19 protein-coding genes are annotated in these 18,069 nt (G+C 70.2%); 13 read left to right on the top strand and 6 right to left on the bottom strand.

Going from position 1 to position 18,069, the window contains the following annotated elements; translation table 11 throughout:
* The first annotated feature begins 42 nt into the window (after positions 1-42).
* From FNH24_RS12075 to FNH24_RS12065, 3 genes are read left to right on the top strand one after another with little or no spacing between them, the layout of a single operon-like run.
* Positions 43-1,560: an MmgE/PrpD family protein gene (locus FNH24_RS12075; protein ID WP_152362435.1), complete on the top strand. Its 1,518-nt coding sequence runs from the start codon at positions 43-45 to the stop codon at positions 1,558-1,560.
* Positions 1,560-2,477, top strand: a complete 918-nt coding sequence (gene prpB, locus FNH24_RS12070; RefSeq protein ID WP_152362434.1) for a methylisocitrate lyase — start codon at positions 1,560-1,562, stop codon at positions 2,475-2,477. The genes FNH24_RS12075 and prpB overlap by 1 nt, the downstream gene beginning before the upstream one ends.
* Complete coding sequence (locus FNH24_RS12065) at positions 2,474-3,658, top strand: bifunctional 2-methylcitrate synthase/citrate synthase (RefSeq protein WP_152362433.1); 1,185 nt, start codon at positions 2,474-2,476, stop codon at positions 3,656-3,658. The genes prpB and FNH24_RS12065 overlap by 4 nt, the downstream gene beginning before the upstream one ends.
* 108 nt (positions 3,659-3,766) lie before the next feature.
* Here the strand turns inward: FNH24_RS12065 and FNH24_RS12060 are convergent, their stop codons facing one another.
* Genes FNH24_RS12060 through FNH24_RS12050 form a run of 3 tightly spaced genes read right to left on the bottom strand, consistent with a single transcriptional unit; the run spans position 3,767 to position 6,989 of the window.
* Entirely contained in the window at positions 3,767-4,594 is an 828-nt protein-coding gene (locus FNH24_RS12060; protein ID WP_152362432.1) for a TIGR03619 family F420-dependent LLM class oxidoreductase, read from the bottom strand.
* Positions 4,595-4,608: 14 nt separating this feature from the next.
* Positions 4,609-6,345, bottom strand: a complete 1,737-nt coding sequence (locus FNH24_RS12055; RefSeq protein WP_217428177.1) for a sulfatase — start codon at positions 6,343-6,345, stop codon at positions 4,609-4,611.
* An 8-nt stretch (positions 6,346-6,353) separates the two neighbouring features.
* Complete coding sequence (locus FNH24_RS12050) at positions 6,354-6,989, bottom strand: PadR family transcriptional regulator (protein WP_217428176.1); 636 nt, start codon at positions 6,987-6,989, stop codon at positions 6,354-6,356.
* 139 nt (positions 6,990-7,128) lie between these two features.
* Between FNH24_RS12050 and dapB the strand changes: the two genes are divergently transcribed.
* Both dapB and FNH24_RS12040 read left to right on the top strand, forming a co-directional pair.
* Complete coding sequence (dapB, locus tag FNH24_RS12045; protein WP_152362430.1) at positions 7,129-7,872, top strand: 4-hydroxy-tetrahydrodipicolinate reductase; 744 nt, start codon at positions 7,129-7,131, stop codon at positions 7,870-7,872.
* Positions 7,869-8,606, top strand: a complete 738-nt coding sequence (locus FNH24_RS12040; protein WP_152362429.1) for an LmeA family phospholipid-binding protein — start codon at positions 7,869-7,871, stop codon at positions 8,604-8,606. Before dapB ends, FNH24_RS12040 begins: the two co-directional genes overlap by 4 nt.
* 55 nt (positions 8,607-8,661) lie before the next feature.
* Here the strand turns inward: FNH24_RS12040 and FNH24_RS12035 are convergent, their stop codons facing one another.
* Positions 8,662-9,432: an ArsR/SmtB family transcription factor gene (locus FNH24_RS12035; RefSeq protein ID WP_152362428.1), complete on the bottom strand. Its 771-nt coding sequence runs from the start codon at positions 9,430-9,432 to the stop codon at positions 8,662-8,664.
* A 65-nt stretch (positions 9,433-9,497) separates the two neighbouring features.
* On the opposite strand from FNH24_RS12035, the gene FNH24_RS12030 reads away from it, so the two are divergent.
* Positions 9,498-10,838 (top strand): MFS transporter, encoded by a 1,341-nt coding sequence (locus tag FNH24_RS12030; protein ID WP_152362427.1) that lies wholly within the window; start codon positions 9,498-9,500, stop codon positions 10,836-10,838.
* A gap of 84 nt (positions 10,839-10,922) precedes the next feature.
* Here the strand turns inward: FNH24_RS12030 and FNH24_RS12025 are convergent, their stop codons facing one another.
* Positions 10,923-12,005, bottom strand: coding sequence for a 3-deoxy-7-phosphoheptulonate synthase (locus FNH24_RS12025; protein WP_152362426.1), 1,083 nt, complete (start codon positions 12,003-12,005; stop codon positions 10,923-10,925).
* A gap of 207 nt (positions 12,006-12,212) precedes the next feature.
* Here FNH24_RS12025 and cds1 point away from each other — a divergent pair, with 207 nt between their 5' ends.
* From cds1 to FNH24_RS12010, 3 genes are read left to right on the top strand one after another with little or no spacing between them, the layout of a single operon-like run.
* Positions 12,213-13,316 carry an L-cysteine desulfhydrase Cds1 gene (gene cds1 / locus FNH24_RS12020; RefSeq protein WP_152362425.1) on the top strand — a complete coding sequence of 368 codons (1,104 nt, stop codon included), beginning with the start codon at positions 12,213-12,215 and terminating at the stop codon, positions 13,314-13,316.
* 38 nt (positions 13,317-13,354) lie between these two features.
* Entirely contained in the window at positions 13,355-13,987 is a 633-nt protein-coding gene (locus tag FNH24_RS12015; RefSeq protein WP_152362424.1) for a helix-turn-helix transcriptional regulator, read from the top strand.
* Positions 13,988-14,019: 32 nt separating this feature from the next.
* Positions 14,020-14,490, top strand: coding sequence for a DUF3291 domain-containing protein (locus FNH24_RS12010; protein WP_152362423.1), 471 nt, complete (start codon positions 14,020-14,022; stop codon positions 14,488-14,490).
* Here FNH24_RS12010 and FNH24_RS12005 read toward each other — a convergent pair.
* Positions 14,435-14,926, bottom strand: a complete 492-nt coding sequence (locus FNH24_RS12005; RefSeq protein ID WP_152362422.1) for a deazaflavin-dependent nitroreductase — start codon at positions 14,924-14,926, stop codon at positions 14,435-14,437. The two genes, FNH24_RS12010 and FNH24_RS12005, sit on opposite strands and share 56 nt — an antisense overlap.
* A 56-nt stretch (positions 14,927-14,982) precedes the next feature.
* Here FNH24_RS12005 and FNH24_RS12000 point away from each other — a divergent pair, with 56 nt between their 5' ends.
* The 4 genes from FNH24_RS12000 to FNH24_RS11985 all read left to right on the top strand — a co-directional run bounded on the left by FNH24_RS12000 (position 14,983) and on the right by FNH24_RS11985 (position 18,060).
* Complete coding sequence (locus tag FNH24_RS12000; protein ID WP_161606105.1) at positions 14,983-15,465, top strand: MarR family winged helix-turn-helix transcriptional regulator; 483 nt, start codon at positions 14,983-14,985, stop codon at positions 15,463-15,465.
* Positions 15,466-15,536: 71 nt separating this feature from the next.
* Complete coding sequence (locus tag FNH24_RS11995; protein ID WP_152362420.1) at positions 15,537-16,259, top strand: TetR/AcrR family transcriptional regulator; 723 nt, start codon at positions 15,537-15,539, stop codon at positions 16,257-16,259.
* Positions 16,256-17,263, top strand: coding sequence for an N-acyl homoserine lactonase family protein (locus FNH24_RS11990; protein ID WP_152362419.1), 1,008 nt, complete (start codon positions 16,256-16,258; stop codon positions 17,261-17,263). Before FNH24_RS11995 ends, FNH24_RS11990 begins: the two co-directional genes overlap by 4 nt.
* Positions 17,260-18,060, top strand: coding sequence for an amidohydrolase family protein (locus FNH24_RS11985; protein WP_152362418.1), 801 nt, complete (start codon positions 17,260-17,262; stop codon positions 18,058-18,060). The genes FNH24_RS11990 and FNH24_RS11985 overlap by 4 nt, the downstream gene beginning before the upstream one ends.
* Positions 18,061-18,069: the final 9 nt, after the last annotated feature.

Raw genomic sequence — 18,069 nt, 5'->3', positions numbered from 1 at the left:
ACCTCGCGCGTTAGCCTGACCGCAGCCGAGGAAAGGGTGTCGATGATCGAACACAAGGTCCGGGTCTATCGCAGCGAAGAGTCGCTGCCGCGGGTCGAGCAGCTCGCCTGGAAGATCGCCGAGGTCGCGAGTGACGCCCCGGATCCGTCGGCCGACGTGACCGACATGGTGATCAACCGGGTGATCGACAACGCGGCGGTGGCGACGGCCTCCCTCGGCCGGGCGCCGATCCTGGCCGCCCGGGCCCAGGCCGAGGCCCACCCGGTCTCGACCGGCGGCGCCGGCGCCACGGTGTTCGGCAGCGCCCACCGCAGCAGCCCGGAGTGGGCGGCCTGGGCCAACGGCGTCGCGGTCCGCGAACTCGACTACCACGACACCTTCCTGGCCGCCGACTATTCGCACCCCGGCGACAACATCCCGCCGATCCTCGCCGTCGCCCAGCACACCGGCCGGGGCGGCGCCGACCTGCTCCGGGCCCTGGTCACCGGCTACGAGATCCAGGTCGCGCTGGTCAAGGCGATCTCGTTGCACCAGCACAAGATCGACCACGTCGCCCACCTCGGCCCGAGCGCCGCCGCCGGCCTCGGCACGCTGCTCGGCCTGCCGACCGAGACGATCTATCAGGCGATCGGCCAGGCGCTGCACACGACGACCGCGACCCGGCAGTCCCGCAAGGGCGAGATCTCGACCTGGAAGGCGTACGCTCCCGGGTTCGCCGGCAAGCTCGCCGTCGAGGCGGTCGACCGGGCGATGCGCGGCCAGACCAGCCCGAGCCCGATCTACGAGGGCGAGGACGGCGTGATCGCCTGGCTGCTGGACGGTCCGGACGCGAGCTATCTGGTCGGGCTGCCGGGGCCGGGCGAGTCGCGGCGCGGGATCCTGGACACCTACACCAAGGAGCACTCGGCCGAGTATCAGGCGCAGGCCTGGATCGACCTGGCCCGCCGGCTCGGCACCGAGCAGCCCGAGCTGCGCGACCCCTCGCAGGTCGCCTCGATCGTCCTGCACACCAGCCACCACACGCATTTCGTGATCGGCTCCGGCAGCGGCGATCCGCAGAAGTACGATCCCGCGGCCAGCCGGGAGACGCTGGACCACTCGATGCCGTACATCTTCACCGTCGCACTGCAGGACGGCGCCTGGCACCACGTGAGCAGCTACACGCCTGACCGGGCCGGGCGGCCCGACACGGTCGAGCTGTGGCGGAAGGTGACCACCCGCGAGGATCCCGAGTGGACCCGGCGCTATCACTCACCCGACCCGGCGGAGAAGGCGTTCGGCGGCCGGGTCGAGATCGAGCTGACCGACGGCCGACGGGTGGTCGACGAGATCGCCGTCGCCGACGCCCATCCGCTCGGCGCCCGCCCGTTCGCCCGGGCCGACTACGTCCGCAAGTTCCGGCAGCTCGCCGACGGCGTCCTGGCCGACACCGAGATCGACCGGTTCCTCGGCGTGGCCGAGCGGCTGCCGGAGCTGACCGCCGACGAGCTGTCCGGGCTCACCGTCACCCCGCTGACCGATCCGGCCGCCGGTGGCAGCGCACGGCCCGGGATCTTCTGATGCTGTACGCGACGACGACGCCGGCCGAGAAGCGGGCCCGGTTCCGGGAGCGGCTGCGCAGCGGTGAGCTGCTGCAGTTCCCGGGCGCCTTCAACCCGCTGGCGGCCCGCCTGATCGAGGACCGCGGCTTCGACGGGGCCTACATCTCCGGTGCCGTGATCGCCGCCGACCTGGCCCTGCCCGACGTCGGCCTGACCACCCTGACCGAGGTCGCCGGCCGGGGAGCGCAGATCGCCCGGGTGACTGACCTGCCGACCCTGATCGATGCCGACACCGGCTTCGGCGAGGCGATGAACGTCGCCCGCACCGTCCAGGCCCTCGAGGATGCCGGCGTCGCCGGACTGCACATCGAGGATCAGGTGAACCCGAAGCGCTGCGGCCATCTCGACGGCAAGGAGGTCGTCGACGTCGGCACGGCCGTGCAACGGATCTCCGCCGCCGTGCGAGCCCGGCGCGATCCGAACCTGGTGATCATGGCCCGGACCGACATCCGCGGCAACGCCGGACTGGCCGCCACGATCGAGCGGGCCAAGCGGCTGGTCGATGCCGGCGCGGACGCGATCTTCCCCGAGGCGATGGCCGATCTGGCCGAGTTCGAGGCGGTCAAGACCGCCCTCGGTGAGGTGCCGGTGCTGGCCAACATGACCGAGTTCGGCAAGTCCGAGCTGTTCACCACCGACCAGCTCGCCTCGGCCGGGATCAACCTGGTGATCTTCCCGGTGTCCTTGTTGCGGGTGGCGATGGGGGCCACCGAGCGGGCCCTGGAGACCCTGCGTGGGACCGGGTCGCTGCGGTCGGAGGTGGCCGGGATGCAGACCAGGGCCCGGCTGTACGAGCTCGTCGATTACGAGGCCTACAACGCGTTCGACACGTCCGTCTACAACTTCAGCCTGGAGCAGCGAGGGAGCCAGTCATGAGCGAAGGTGCCGAGATCAAGAAGGGCCTGGCCGGAGTGATCGCCGACGTCACGGCGATCTCCAAGGTGAACCCGGAGAGCAACTCGTTGCTCTACCGCGGCTACCCGGTCCAGGAACTCGCCGCGACCAGATCCTTCGAGGAGGTTGCCTGGCTGTTGTGGCACGGCGAACTGCCGACCGCCGATGAGTTGCGGGAGTTCCAGCGACAGGAACGTGATCAACGGGCCCTGGACGATCGGGTCCGCACGGTGATCGACGCGCTGCCGGACGGAACCCACCCGATGGATGTGGTGCGGACCGCGGTCAGCTTCGCCACCGCCGGCGACACCACCCTCGGCACCGCGGAGACCTGGATCGATCCGGAACTGAACCTGCGCCGGGCGGTCACCCTCTACGCGCAGCTGCCGGCGATCGTGGCCTACGCGCAGCGCCGCCGCCGGGGTCAGGAACTGATCCCGCCGCGGGACGATCTCGGCTACTCGGCCAACTTCCTGCAGATGACATTCGGTGAGGTGCCTGCCGAGCCGGTGGTGGCGGCCTTCGACGTGTCGATGATCTTGTACGCCGAGCACTCCTTCAACGCCTCGACCTTCACCGCCCGCGTCGTCGCCTCCACCCTTTCTGATCTTGGTTCCGCGGTCACCGCCGCGATCGGCGCACTCAAGGGACCGCTGCACGGCGGCGCCAACGAGGCCGTGATGCACGTCCTGGACGAGATCTCCACGCCCGACCGGGTGGCGCCCTGGCTGGATGCCGCCCTGGCCGAGAAGCGCAAGATCATGGGCTTCGGCCACCGGGTCTACAAGCGCGGCGACTCACGCGTCCCGACCATGAAGAAGGCCCTGGACTCCCTGGCCGCCCACTACGACCGACCGGACGTCCTGGAGCTCTATTCGACCCTGGAATCCGAGTTCTTCGTCCGCAAGGGCATCTATCCCAACCTCGACTACCCGTCGGGCCCGGCCTACCACCTGATGGGCTTCGACACCGAGATCTTCACCCCTCTGTTCATCGCCTCTCGCGTCACGGGCTGGAGTGCCCACGTTCTGGAGCAGTTGGCCGCCAACACCTTGATCAGGCCGCTGTCGGCCTACAACGGGCCCGACGAGCGACACCTTTCCGACTACACGCCGGACGAGGCCGAGGTCGAAGCGGCACAACGGGCGGAGGAAGCCGGCTGACCCACCACAACCCCCGAGTTGTCAGAAATGAGTGGCCCTATGGCACAACTGAGTTCTGACAACTCGGTGGGTGGCGGCCGCCTCGGTGGAGGGGGATGGTGAGTCAGGTCAGGAGGCCAGGTAGGGGTGTAGTTCGGTGGATCTCGTGAGGTCCGCCAGGCGATCCTGGGCCTGATCCTGATCCCCGAGCCAGATGGCCAGGGCGTCGGCTCCGGCGGCGGCGAAGCCGTGGGCGAGTTCGGTGATCTCGTCCAAAGACTGCTCCTCCCACTGGATCCGGGTGGTCAGCCGGAGCGGGCGATCGGTGAGCTCCCTGATCATGGTGGTGTCGCGGGCGAAGGTGTCGGGGGTGTGGCCGATGCCTTGCCACTCGTCGGCCCGTTCGGCCACCCGCCGGAAGGCGCGCTTGCTGGTGCCGCCGACCATGATCGGGATGGCCCGGCCCGGCTTGGGCTCGAAGACACCATGATCGAATCCGAATCGATCACCGCTGAAGCTCGTCTCGCCCCGCCACAGGGTGCGCAGCAGGTCGATGGCCTCGTCCAGCCGGGCGCCGCGCTCGGCGAACGGGACGCCGACGTTGGCGTACTCGGTCTCCTGCCAGCCGGCGCCGACGCCGAGAACGACCCGGCCGCCGGACAGACGGTCGATCGTCGCGACCTGCTTGGCGACCACGAACGGGTTGCGCAGCGGCAGCACCAGCACCGAGGTGCCGAGCCGGATCCGCGACGTCACCGCGGCCAGGTGGCCGAGAGTGATCAGCGCCTCGTAGACCCCGCCGAAGCCGGACTCGGTCCCGTACTCACCGGGCGGCAGCACATGATCGGGTAGCCAGAGGGTGCCGATCCCCGCCTCGTCGGCCAGCCGCGCCAGGGCGACCAGCAGCTCACCGGTGAGGTCGGGGGATTCGTCCGGCAGCACGATCTCGAGATCCATGCGCTCACTGTAGGTCAGGCCCCACTCGTCAGTGAGGCAAGATCATCGGCGACGGCGGCCAGGGTCGCGAACGGAATCGGTACGGTCGCCGCGAGGCCGTGGATCGAGGTCCCGGCGACAGCGGTGATCAACTCCGTTTGCCGCAGTTGGGGCAGATGGGTGGCGACCACGTCGGCCGCGGCCGGCACGGCGAGCAGTTCGGCGATCGGCGTGTGCAGACCCAGCGGACCGGTCGCGAAGTCGCTCAACGGCGGCAGCGGTACGACAGCGTCGGCGGCCCGGCCGGCCTGCTCGGCGGCCAGCAGGTGTTCGGGGCCGACGGGACCCTCGGCCGGCAGCCCGAGCCGTTCGAACTGGCTGGCCGGCGCCTCTGCGGCGCGCATGGCCTCGACCAGCAGCCCGGCCAGCCGCAGCTCGAGCTCGTCGTCGACGATGGGATCCAGCTGCCCGGGGTCGGTCTCCAGGTCGAACATCAGGGTGCCGAAGGCGTACGGGTTGAGCAGCGTCGATCTCATCGTGCGCAGGGTCCGCAAACCCTTGGTGAAACCGAACGGCGGGGCGAGCTCGGCGTCCGCCAACTCCTCGACGCTCCACCGGCCGCGCATGTGGGTCGGCATCAGGGTGTACTGCTCCAGCGGCGCGTTGTCGGCGCTCCGCGGCCCGCGGAGATAGACGAATCGGCCGTCGGTGACGTTGACGTGCCCGCCGTGGATGCCGAACAGCGCGGCGTCCCGGCGTTGATCACCGGCCAGATCATGCCCCTGCACGTCGGCCGGCACCTCGAGTCCGAAGTAGTTGATCAAGGTCGGCGGGATGTCGATCGTCTGCACCAGGTCCGCACTGCGGACGCCGGACTCACGTCGCCGCGGATCCCAGCAGAACAAGGGGAGATGGACGAGTTCCTCGAACCACGGCTGCACCACCTTGGCCCACCAGCCGTGCTCGCCGAGGAGGAAGCCGTGATCGGTGTTGACGATCAGCATCGTGTCGTCCCACATCGCGTGTTCGTCCATGAAGTCCAACACCCGGCCGAGCGAGGCGTCACACATCGACACCAGCGCGGCATACTCCAACCGGGCGTGGTTGACCTGGTCCGCGGACTCGGTCACCCGCCGATACTGCGGCCAGTCGAACTCCGGCCCGTCGTAGTCGTGCGGATAGAGATCCTTGTAGTTCTTGTGGGTGAAGAACGGCTCGTGCGGGTCGAAGGTCTCGATCTGCAGGAACCAGTCGTCGGCGTCGGCGTTGGTCTCCAGGAACTCCAGCCCGCCGTCGAAGGTCCGGGTCTGGGGGTGATCGGCTTCGGTCGCCATATACCGCCGGTTGATCCGGTCCTGCCGATACATCGCGGCACCGCGGCCGTCGCCGGCCGGCTCCGAGACGACCGCCTTCCACGGGTCGCCCTCCTGGCCGCGGTGGAACTCCCAGGTGGAGTAGCGGGTGTGGTAGGTCGAGCCGCCGTCCTCCCAGTAGTGCTGGTGATCCGAGGTCAGGTGGGTGTGGATCCCGGCCCGGCGCAACTGCTCCGGCATCGAGTCGTCGAACGGCTCCAGCGGCCCCCAACTGCGGTGCAGGAAGTTGTAGCGGCCGGTGTGCAGTTCCCGGCGGGCCGGCATGCAGGGCAGCGATCCGGCGTAGCAGCGGTCGTACGTGACCGTCCGCCCGGCCAGGCGTTGGAAGTTGGGGGCGATGATCGCGTCCGATCCGTACGGCGGCAACAGGTGCCGGTTCAGGCTGTCGAACATGATCATGATCGCTCTCATCGGGTGACCTTCCGGGTCGGTTCGGGGGATGGCTGCTCCGGCAACCGGCCGTCGAGCAGGTCGGAGCGGAGTTCGATCAGGTTCCGGAGGTGCGCATCGATGGCCGCGGCGCCGTGGACGTGGGTCCGGTCGTTGATCGCGATCGCGAGCTCGACGTCGAACGGCACCGACGCCTCGTACTGCTCGGTGCGGTCCCGGAACCGGTATTTCGCGACCTGCCGCTGCCGGGCCTCGAGCTCGGTGTCCAGCAGGGCCAGAAGTTGATCAACGGTGAGGAAGCCGGCGAAGTGCAGCCGGACGCCGAAGTCGGGGTCCTGGAACCGCGTCGGCGGATGGTACGGACCGGTCAGCCAGTCCAGGAACACGCTGGCACCCTCGGCCGTGACCCGGTAGATCTTGGCGTCCTGCGCGCCCGGCCGGCCCTGCACCGTGAAGCTGACCCAGCCGCGCTCGGCCATCGCGGTGAGGGAGCGGTAGACCTGGCTCATCTGGGTGTTGGACCGGAGGAACCGGCCGTGGGTGTCCATGAACTTCTTCAGGTCATAACCGGTCCGGGGACGCCCCAGCAACGTGCCGAGCAGGATGTATTCGAGCTTCATCGCCGATTTCCCCGAGTCCGGAGAGTAGTCCACAAGTTGAATGGTTCGAGGATTCCACTCGTGGAGTAAGGCCGTCAAGGGGGAGCGGGGACCGCGCGCCCGGCGGCGCCGGCTTGGTCGAACGCTATATCGTGCTGAACCGGACTTCAGGTGCGACAGAACGGGTACGACGGTGATCAAGGTAGCGGTGTTCGGAGCCCAGGGGCGGATGGGCGCCGAGGTGTGCCGTGCCGTCCGGACCGCCGATGATCTTGAGCTGATCGCCGCGCTGGACCTGGGCGACGACCGGGCCGGCGCCGCGGACGCCGACGTCGTGGTGGACTTCACCCACCCGGAAGCCGTGATGGACAACCTGGCCTGGTGCCTGGAGCACCAGGTGCATGCGGTGGTCGGGACGACCGGGTTCACCGACGACCGGCTGGAGACGCTGCGGGCCGGGCTCGCCGATCGTCCCGGGCTGGGCATCGTGGTCGCCGCCAACTTCTCGGTCGGCGCGATCCTGATGATGCACTTCTCCCGCCAGGCCGCGGCGTTCTACGAGAGCGTCGAGGTGATCGAGTTGCACCATCCGGGCAAGGCCGACGCACCGTCCGGTACGGCCGCGGCCACGGCGCGGGTGATCGCGGCGGCCCGCGCCGACGCCGGACTGGCGGCGCCGCCGGACGCGACCGTGCAGGAACTGCCCGGGGCCCGCGGTGCCGAGGTCGACGGGATCCGGGTGCACGGGGTGCGGCTGCGTGGCCTGGTCGCCCACCAGGAGGTGCTGTTCGGCGCCGAGGGCGAGACGCTGACCATTCGGCATGATTCGCTCGACCGGGCCTCCTTCATGCCGGGGGTCGTGGCCGCCGTCCGGGCGGTGCCGGACCGGCCCGGCCTGACGGTCGGGATCGAGTCGATTCTCGGGATCGGATCGTGACCATCCCGCCGATGACGATCCAGCCGCCGCCGCCCCGGCCGCGGCGGCGGGTCAAACCGCTGACGGTCCTGATCGCGATCGTGATCGTCCTGATCTGCCTGCTGGTCGCGACCGACCGGATCGGCGAGCGGGTCGCGGAGGACCAGGTCGGCTCGCGGCTGCAGGCGAAGCTGGGGACGCCGGAGCAGCCGACGGTCGAGATCGCGCAGATCCCGTTCCTGACCCAGATCCTCGCCCAGCGGTTCGGCGAGGTACGGATCGCGGCCGATCAGGTCCCGGTCAAGGCCAAGACGGCCACCGCCGACCTGGATCGGCTGGACATCGCGCTGCACCAGGTCACGGTCAGTGATCAACAACTGAACGCCGGCACGGTCGACGGGACCGCCTTCGTCGACTACGCATCGCTGAGCACCTTGGGTGGGGCCGACGTCAGTTACGTGTCCGACGGCAAGATCACGATCGACTTCACCGCCCCGGTCGGCGGCCAGACGGTGTCCGGTACGTTGACCGGCCGGCCCGTCCTGGTCGACGGGCAACTGAGCCTGGTCGAGCCGCAACTCCGGGTCGGCGGGGTCGATCTGCCGCAGACCCTGGTCGAGAATCTGCTGCCCTCGCTGCTGCGGACGTTCGCGCTGCCGCCGCTGCCGTTCGACCTCACGCTGACCTCGATCACCGCCTCCGACGACGGCATGACCTTCGGCCTGGCCGGCCGGGACATCGCCGTCTCCCGCTGACCCGTCACATCCGCGGCCGCGCTGGCGGCGTGTCGCAGCGGATGTGACGGCTCGATCACGAGCTCCGGCCGGCGAGCTGACCGGACGACACCAGACCGACCCGATCGAGCCCGGTCTCGCCCGCCTGGGTCAGCCGGACACTGCGCGGGACCGTGCCGCGCCGGACCCAGTCCCGCTCCAGCAATCGGTCGGCGATCGCGGCGCCGAGCCTGCCGGCGAGATGGTGGCGTTGCTCGGTCCAGTCCACGCAATAGCGCAGCGGTGCCGCGTCGGTGACCGGATCGGGATCCACACCGAGCTCGGCCAAGCCTGCGGTGCCGGTGACGGTCAGCCGATACTGGTCACCGTGGCCGGGCGCCGACAGCCGGTCGCCGGCGATCGTGGGATCGTGCCGGCCGTCGCCGCCGCCGATCCAGCCGAGCCGCAGCAGGCCGGCGAAGAGGTCGACGCCGAGCCGGCCGGCCAGATGCCGATAGCAGGTCCGGCCGGTGCGCAGCGCGGCGCTGCGGGTGTGCTCTCGCAGCGAAGTGACCGGCTTCCGCGGCGCCACCCGGGCCAGCGCCTCGAGGATCCCCTCCACGTCGTCGCCGGCCAGCCGGTAGAACCGGAACCGGCCCTGCGGCTCGACCCGGACCAGACCGTTGGCCAGCAGGCCGGCCAGGTGGGTGCTCACGGTGGACGCGGAGACACCGGCCTCGGTCGCCAGCCGGCTCGCCGGCAACGCGGCGCCGTCGGCGAGGGCGTACAGGATCTTGATCCGGCGCGGGTCGCCGAGTGCCGCCGCCACCCCGGCCAGATCGGGCTCGCCGAGCTCTTCCGTAGCCATGCGGCCCAGGCTAGGCCCGAATCGTTTCGACCGGGATCGAAGCGTTCCGGGGACAGGCTGGATCGATGTCCCTGCGACGATTCCAGGCGATGCTGCTGACCGCGGCGCTTTGCGCCGGCTACTTCCTGATCCTGCTCGACGTGACCGCGGTCAATGTCGCGCTGCCGTCGATCGGCACGGCCCTGGCGCCGGGAGCGTCGGGGCTGGCCTGGGTCGTCGATGCGTACGCCCTGCCGCTGGCCTCGCTGTTGCTGGTCGCCGGAGGGGTCGGCGACCGGATCGGCCACCGCCGGCTGGTCCTGCTCGGCCTGGCCGGCTTCGGGCTGGCCTCGCTCGCCTGCGCGCTGTGTCCCTCGCTGCCGCTGTTGTCCCTGGCCCGCGCGGTGCAGGGGGCCGCCGCGGCGCTCGCCCTGCCCGGCACCCTGGCCATGATCACCGACGCCGCTCCGGAGCCGGGCCGGGCTCGCGCGATCGGGACCTGGGCCGCCGTCGGAGCGATCGCGCTGCCCGCCGGCCCGTTGATCGGCGGCGTGCTGGTGAGTCTGGCCGGCTGGCCGTTGATCTTCCTGATCAACCTCCCGATCGGTGCCGTCGCGATGATCATCATCGCCCGGTACGGTCCGGCCGGGCGGCGGCCGCCCGCCCCGACCGGACGGCTCGATCTGGCCGGTGCCGTGCTGGCGGTGGCGATGCTGGCCATGATCACGTTCGCCGTGATCGAGCTGCGGGAGCGGCCGTTGGCGTCCCTGATCGCGATCATGGTCGCGGTGCCGTTGGCGTTGATCTTCGTTCGCCGGGAACGGACCTTCGACCCGCCGCTGTTGCCGCTGCCGCTGCTGCGCCGGCCGGGCGTCGCGAGCTCGCTGATCACCGCCGGCGTGATGAACCTCTGCTCCCTCGGCTCCCTGTTCCTGCTGACCCAGTGGCTGCAGACCGTCGATCACCGATCGCCCTGGGCAACCGGCCTGTGGCTGTTGCCCGCCTTCCTGCCGCTGCCGCTGCTCGGCCGGTTCGCCGGCCGGTTGACCCAGCGGTACGGGCCCGGGCGGCCCGCGACCGCCGGCCTCGCCCTCGGCGCCCTGGGCTTCGGGACGATTGCGGCCAGCCCGTCCGTCGCGACGCCGACCGGAGTCCTCGGCCTCGTCCTCTGGGGCGTCGGCCTCGGCCTGCTCACCCCGGCCGTCGTCGCCGCCACGGTCGCCGCCCTGCCCGACCGCCCCGGAACCGCCGCCGGCCTGTCCAACACCGCCCGCCAACTCGGCGGCGCCCTCGGCGTTGCCGGCTTCGGCACCCTGGCCGGCCCCGCCACCACCCCCGCCTTCGTCCCCACCACCCGACTAACCCTCCTAGCCGCCGCCGCAGCTTTCACCCTCACCGCCCTAAAAACCCCGCCGACCCGTCACTAGTGCACCGGTTTTCGCGGCGTGTCGGTGCACAAGTGACGGCTCGGCAAGAAACGGAAGGGGTCTGAGCCGAGCGGGCGTTCCCGCTCAGGTCGCCACCGCAGCTCCCGTCGCGGGCGCGCTCCGCCGGGCGGAGGCGAAGGCGAGCAGGTCGAGGGCCGTCTCGGTCTGCTCCCAGCCCAGGCAGGCGTCGGTGATGCTCTGGCCGAAGACCAGGCCGGCCCGGCCGGCGTCGGTCAGGGTCTGCCGGCCCGGCTCCAGGAAGCTCTCGATCATGACCCCGGAGATCGGATCACCGGCGGCGATCTGCCCGGCCAGTTCGGTGATCACCTCGGCCTGTCGGACGTGGTCCTTGCCGCTGTTGGCGTGGCTCGCGTCGACGACGACCCGGGCCGGCAATCCGGCGTCGGCCAGCCGGGCCGCGGCGGCGGCCAGCGAGGCGGAGTCGTAGTTCGGTCCGGACCGGCCGCCGCGCAGGATCACGTGCCCGTACTCGTTGCCGGTGGTGGACACGACACAGGTCTGGCCGGCGTCGTCGATGCCGAAGAAGGTCTGGTGCTGCGCCGCGGACCGGACCCCGTCGACCGCCACGCTCACCTCGCCGTCGGTGCCGTTCTTGAACCCGATCGGCATCGACAGCCCCGAGGCGAGCTGCCGGTGCACCTGGCTCTCCGTGGTCCGGGCGCCGATCGCGCCCCAGCTGATCGCGTCGGCGATGTAATGCGGGCTGATCGGCTCGAGGAACTCGCAACCGACCGGGAGGCCGAGGGTGGTGATGTCGCGCAACACCCCGCGAGCCAGTTCCAACCCTTCGGCGACCCGATGGGTGCCGTCCAGCTGCGGGTCGTTGATCAAGCCCTTCCAGCCGGCGACCGTACGCGGCTTCTCGAAGTAGACCCGCATCACGATCAACAGCCGGTCGGCGTGCCGTTCGGCCTCGATGACCAGCCGGCGGGCGTACTCCAGCGCGGCTTCCGGATCGTGCACCGAGCACGGCCCGACGACGACCAGCAGCCGATCGTCGTCCCCGCGCAGCACGGCCTCGACCTCGCGCCGACTGGTCGTCACCAGTCCTTCGACCTCGGTGCCGAGCGGCAGCCGGCCGCGCAACTCGGCCGGGGTGGGGAGGGGTTCGAATCCACGGATCCGCAGATCGTGGGTCTTGATCATGACAGTCCCTTCGTTTCCGACGGGCCGGTGAGTCTCCGCTGCCAACCCGTCGAGGAATGACGAAAGGCAGAGACGGAATGTCTCTGCCTTGTTGGCTCCGGAGGTTGCGCGGCGTGCGTACTAAGCGGCGGGCTCCTCCAGAGCCAACCCAAAATACGCCTGCCAACGACGACTCACGTCGACGACGATAGCGCATACGCTGAGCCCGTGGCGAGCTGTGACCGAACCGATCGGGCCTGGATCGACGAGGCCGTGCGCCGGGTCGAGGCGGACGCGAATCGCAGTGCCGACACCCATCTGCACGTGTTTCCGCTGCCGGAGCAGGTCGGCGACATCCAGCTCTACCTGAAGGACGAATCGGTCCATCCGACCGGCAGCCTGAAGCACCGACTGGCCCGCTCCCTCTTCCTGTACGCGCTCTGCAACGGCTGGATCGGCCGCGACACGACGGTGATCGAGGCCTCCAGCGGTTCGACCGCGGTCAGCGAGGCCTACTTCGCCCGGCTGCTCGGGCTGCCGTTCGTCGCGGTGATGCCGCGCCGGACCAGCGCGGAGAAGATCGCCCTGATCGAGTGGTACGGCGGCCGCTGCCACTTCGTCGACCGTGCCCCCGACATGTACGCCGAGGCCGCGCGGCTGGCCGCCGAATGCGGCGGTCACTACCTTGATCAATTCACGTTCGCCGAACGGGCGACCGACTGGCGCGGCAACAACAACATCGCCGAGTCGATCTTCGACCAGCTCGCCGCGGAGCCGCATCCGATCCCGGCCTGGGTGGTGGTCAGTGCCGGCACCGGCGGCACGTCGGCCACCATCGGCCGGTACGTACGCTATCGCCGGCACCCGACGATGATCATGGTCGCCGATCCGGAGAACTCGGCCTTCTTCGAGGGCTGGCGGCTGGACACCTCCGACTACACCACCGGGATGCCGTCCCGGATCGAAGGGATCGGCCGGCCGCGGGTCGAGCCGTCGTTCGTCGGCGGCGTGATCGACGCCATGGTGCGGGTGCCCGACGCAGCGTCGGTCGCGGCCATGCGCTGGACCTCTGATCAACTGGGCCGCAAGGTCGGCGGCTCAACCGGCACCAACGTCTGGGCCGCGTTGGGCGTGATCGCTCGGATGCGCGCGCAGGGCCGGTCGGGGAGCGTGGTCAGCCTGCTCTGCGACGGCGGCGAGCGGTACGTGGGCACCTACTACGACGACGGTTGGGTCGCGGCGCAGGGTCTCGACCTGACCGAGCCCGCCGGGCGCCTCGACCACTTCGCCCAGACCGGTGAGTTCGTCGCCGACGAACCGGAGTTCGGCTGACTTCTATCGTCGACGGCGGTTGTTCTTAGACTGGCCGGGTGGAGGACATCGACGCCATCGGCGTGCTGCAGGACCCGGTCCGGCGCCGGCTGTACGAATTCGTCGCCGGTCAGGGCGAGCCGGCGAGTCGCAACGCGGCGGCCGAAGCGGTCGGCATCCAGCGGACGCTGGCCGCGCATCATCTGGACAAGCTGGTCGACGCCGGGCTGTTGATCACCGAGAGCCGGCGGTTGACCGGGCGGTCCGGGCCGGGCGCCGGTCGGCCGGCCAAGCTTTATCGCCGCGCGTCCGCCGAGCATCAGGTCTCGCTGCCGTCGCGCGACTACCGGACGGCCGCCGATCTGCTGGCCGAGGTGGCCGAGGAGGCGCGGCTCGATGCCGACCTGCAGGCGGCCGCCCGGCGGCGGGGCGAGGCGCTGCGCGGGAAGGGTGATCCGGTCGGCGCGGCCGAGTTGCTGGCGACCCGGGGGTACGAGCCGTTCGAGGACGAGGGCGTGCTCCGGCTGCGGAACTGTCCCTTCCACGCGCTGGCCGAGGCCTTTCCGCCGTTGGTCTGTGGCATGAACCTGGCCCTGGTCGAGGGCCTGCTCGGCGACTCCGGCCTCACCGCGCGGATGGACGCACGGCCCGGGCTGTGTTGCGTGGCCATCTCTAAAAATAATGATCATTGACATAGAAGGATGCGGCGTGGTGGGGTGAGGTCATGACCGGTCATCACCTCGCCGAGCTGAACGTGGCGACCCTGAAATTCCCGCTCGACGATCCGCGCATGATCGACTTCACGGACAACCTGAAGCCGATCAACGCCCTCGCCGAGCGCTCGGCCGGCTACGTCTGGCGCCTGGTCGACGAGGTCGGTCTGGATGCCACGTCGCTGCGCCCCTTCGGTGACAACGTGATCATCAATCTGTCGGTCTGGGCCGATCGGGAGGCGTTGCGCGACTACGTCTATCGCAGTGGCCACCTGGAATTCCTGCGCCGGCGCACCGACTGGTTCGAGCGTCCGCGCGACCCGATGATGGTGATGTGGTGGATCCCGGCCGGCCACCGGCCGAGTCTCGACGAGGCCCTGGCTCGGTTGCGGTTGTTGCGCGAGAACGGCCCTACTCCGCAGGCCTTCACGATGCGTGAGCACCATCTCCCGGCCGGGCTCGAGGCGCCGAGCGGGGTGTGATCCGGAAGATCACACACCGTCCCACGCCGCGCTCGAACTCCTCCGGCGTCGGTCCGGTCACGACCCCGGCCTGGATGAAGAAGTCCACGCCGTGCGGCACCTGAACGGGAAAGGTGCGGAGCACGGCCCGCTGCTCGTCGGGGTCGATCACCTCGGTCAGGGCAATCTGCTCGGTGCGCCGACCGGTCGACAGGGTGCCCCAACCCGCGGCCCGGGCGTTCTTGGCCCAGTCGCTGCCGCTGATCCCGGCGATCGCGTACCGCCGGCCCTGCACGGTCACCGGTGAGACCGGGGTGGAGCGCAGTCGGCCGGACTTGCGGCCGGGCACGGCGATCACCCGCATCGTGCCGATCGTCAGGCCCAGTCGGTTCAGCACCTTGATCAACGGATTGGCCCAGCGAACGTAGCGCGGCACCTGATAACTCGACGACGTCATGATCACTCCAATTTATTTCGACGATCGAAGCATCTGTCCAGCGTAGGATAGTTCGAGTGTCGAAACAAACCGGGTCAACGGCCGAGCTGATCGAGGCCATCCAGTACGCCGTCGCCGAGTTCCAGCACCTGAGCGACACCTACGACGATGCGGCGGCGCAGTTGTTCGGCGTCAATCGCACCGACCTGCGGCTGATCGGGCTGCTGTCGCTGCGCGGCCCGCTGACCGCCGGCGCGCTGGCCGCCGGTTCGTCGCTGAGCCCGGCCGCGACCACGACCGCGATCGAGCGAATCGTCCGCGCCGGCCACGCCCGCCGGGAGCAGGGTGCTGAGGATCGCCGGCAGACCGTGGTCACCCTGACACCGCGCGCGGAGGAGTTGATCATTCGGGTCTACACCTCCGTCGCCGAGGCCGGGCGGGCTCAGCTGGCGAGCTATAGCGCTCGCGAGCTACGGACGATTCATGACTTCCTGACGCGCGGCAATGTGCTGCTGGCCGAGGGTGAGCGCGACTTGCGTCAGCGCGAGTCTCGCGGGTGATCATGCTGGTTGCCCCGGGCCTCTCGTTCTGCTATTAATACACCGACGGTCGGTTTATTAATGGAGGCCAGATGCCACGGACCAGGAACGACGAGGCGTACGCGCGGAAGCGGGACGCGATCCTCGACATCGCCGAGCGGCTCGTCCAGACCAAGGGGTACGAGAGTCTGGCGATCACTGACCTGATGGCGGAGGCGGGGATCTCCAAGGGTGCGCTGTATCACTACTTCTCGGCCAAGCGCGCCGTTCTGGCCGCGCTGCTCGACCGGCGGCTGGACCGCTGGGAGGCCCGGCTCGCTCCGATCGCCGAGGCGACAGGTCCGGCCGACCGACGGCTGCGTGACTTCCTGCGCACCCTGGCCGGGGCCAAGGCCGACGATCGGGGGTTCCTGATCGAGGTGCTGCGCAGCGTCTACGCCGAGGAGAACGCCATCGTCTACGCCGCCGCTCGCCAGGGGATGGCCGACCGGCTGCTGCCCCGATTGATCATGATCATCGACGCCGGCCGGGCCGACGGGACGTTCACCGTGACCGACCCGGCGGCGAGCGCTCGGGTGGTGTTGTCACTGCTGCAGGAGTGCACGGACCGGATCGGGCGGATGTTGATCGACATTGCCGACGGTCGCGGCACGGCCCGCCAGGTCGAGGCCCAGACCGCCGCCTACGTCGACTCGCTGCACCGGACCCTCGGCGCGGCTCCGGGGACGCTGGCGTTCGTCGCCACGGCCGACCTGCGCCGCTGGACGCGCGCGGCCAGGGTTGCCGGTGCGACCGAGACCGGGAGTGCCCGGTGAAGGCGTACGCGCTGCACCTGGGTGACACCCGGGTGCCGTTCGGTCAGTTCTACGGCGGCGGTGATTCGGCCCGGGACATGATCAAGGTGCTGCGGGATCGCAGCCACCCGATTCTGGTCCCGGTCTACGCGTTCCTGGTCGACCATCCCCGGCACGGCCCGATCATGATCGACACCGGCCTGAACTGGCAGCAGGCCCACGCCCACCGTGACTACTACTCGGGCCCGCTGCTGCGCGCCGCCTTCGAGGAGGGCGAATACCTGTTGCGGCCGGAGCAGCGGCTCGACGCCCAACTGGAGCGGATCGGGGTGCGGCCGCGGGACATCGGCACGGTGATCCTGACCCATCTGCACGAAGATCATCTCGGTGGGGTTCGGGACCTGCTCGGCGCCCGGTTCCTGGTCTCCCGGGCCGACTGGACGTCGAAGAACCTCGGCCTCTTCCCGTTCCGCCGCACGCCGTCGCTGAAGAACGTGCTGACCGACCCGGAGCTGATCGACTTCGACTCCGGCCCGTTCCATTCCTTCGCCGCCAGCCGCGACGTCTTCGGCGACGGCAGCGTGGTCCTGCTGCCCACCCCGGGCCACTCCGTCGGCCACACCAGCGTGTTCGTCGACGGCGGCACCGGCTGGCAGCTGCTCTGTGCCGGCGACACCCTCTACACGGTCCGGCACCTGGCCAGTGATCAGATCCGGCCGATCATGCTCGGCCGGCGCGGCCGGGACCGTCAGCTCGACGCGATCGCTCGGATCCGCGCGCTGCTCCGGGCGCTGCCGGAGTTGATCATCGCTCCGGGTCATGATCACACCGACTACGGCCGGGCGCTGGAGCAACTGCTCGCCGGCCCGGTCGATCCCGGCGACGCCCACGCCGTCCGGCGCCGGGCCGACGCGCTGTTCGATCAGCGCGGCCGGCTCAGCGGGCCTGATCAACCGCGGTATTGCCCCGATCCGGCTGGGGGTCCCGGCGGCGTGTCCTGGGCCGAAGCGGGCGCCGACCGGTGACCGGCCGCATCGATCTGCACCAGCATCTGATCCCGCCCCGCTATGCCGGCTGGCTGCGAGGTCGCGGCGTCCGGCCGGGCGGCATCGACCTGCCCTCGTGGTCGGCCGACCGGGCGATCCGGTTCATGGACCGGCACGACATCGAGACCGGCATCCTGTCCCTGTCGGCACCCGGCGTGTACGCCGGGGACGCCGGCGAAGCCCGACGCTGGGCCCGGGAGATCAACGAGTACGCCGCCGACGTGGTCCGCGACCGGCCGGCGCGGTTCGGCTTCTTCGCCACGCTGACCCTGCCCGACCTGGCCGGAGCGATCGAGGAGGCGGCGTACGCGCTGGACGTGCTCGGCGCCGACGGCGTCGTGCTGCTGGCCAACCACGACGGCCGCTACCTCGGCGATCCCGAGTTCCGGCCGCTGCTGCGCTGGTTGCACGACCGCCGGACCACGGTCTTCGTCCACCCCGGCGAACTGCCGGCCGACCCGGTGCCCGGCATCCCGACCTTCGCCGCCGACTTCCTGCTCGACACCACCCGGACCGTGCTCAGCCTCATCCTCAGTGGCACGCTCAAGCAGTGCGACGGGATCCGCTTCGTGCTGGCCCTGGCCGCCCTGCTCCAGGTCGCCGATCCGGACAAGATCGTTTACGGCAGCGACTACCCGTTCGCGCCGCCGGCCGCGGTGACGCTGATGCACGGCGAGTTCGCCCGCACCGAGCTCGATCCGGCCCTGCGCACCGCCCTGCTGCGGACCAACGCCCTGGCCCTGCTGCCGCGGCTCACCGCCGAGCCCAGCCGATGATCACCAGCC

The organism is Microlunatus speluncae, from assembly GCF_009299835.1.
GTDB lineage: Bacteria > Actinomycetota > Actinomycetes > Propionibacteriales > Propionibacteriaceae > Microlunatus > Microlunatus speluncae.
The sequence above is the reverse complement of the archived record's forward strand: the minus strand, read 5'-3'. Positions and strand labels throughout refer to the sequence as shown.

Excerpts from the sequence above, each read along its gene's own strand:
- prpB (WP_152362434.1), top strand. The coding sequence starts at position 1,560 with ATGCTGTACGCGACGACGACGCCGGCCGAGAAGCGGGCCCGGTTCCGG.
- FNH24_RS12075 (WP_152362435.1), top strand. The coding sequence starts at position 43 with ATGATCGAACACAAGGTCCGGGTCTATCGCAGCGAAGAGTCGCTGCCG.
- FNH24_RS12005 (WP_152362422.1), bottom strand. The coding sequence starts at position 14,926 with ATGACGTCGTCGAGTTATCAGGTGCCGCGCTACGTTCGCTGGGCCAAT.
- FNH24_RS12025 (WP_152362426.1), bottom strand. The coding sequence starts at position 12,005 with ATGATCAAGACCCACGATCTGCGGATCCGTGGATTCGAACCCCTCCCC.
- FNH24_RS12055 (WP_217428177.1), bottom strand. The coding sequence starts at position 6,345 with ATGATCATGTTCGACAGCCTGAACCGGCACCTGTTGCCGCCGTACGGA.
- FNH24_RS12065 (WP_152362433.1), top strand. The coding sequence starts at position 2,474 with ATGAGCGAAGGTGCCGAGATCAAGAAGGGCCTGGCCGGAGTGATCGCC.
- FNH24_RS12030 (WP_152362427.1), top strand. The coding sequence starts at position 9,498 with ATGTCCCTGCGACGATTCCAGGCGATGCTGCTGACCGCGGCGCTTTGC.
- FNH24_RS12010 (WP_152362423.1), top strand. The coding sequence starts at position 14,020 with ATGACCGGTCATCACCTCGCCGAGCTGAACGTGGCGACCCTGAAATTC.
- FNH24_RS12035 (WP_152362428.1), bottom strand. The coding sequence starts at position 9,432 with ATGGCTACGGAAGAGCTCGGCGAGCCCGATCTGGCCGGGGTGGCGGCG.
- FNH24_RS12060 (WP_152362432.1), bottom strand. The coding sequence starts at position 4,594 with ATGGATCTCGAGATCGTGCTGCCGGACGAATCCCCCGACCTCACCGGT.
- FNH24_RS11995 (WP_152362420.1), top strand. The coding sequence starts at position 15,537 with ATGCCACGGACCAGGAACGACGAGGCGTACGCGCGGAAGCGGGACGCG.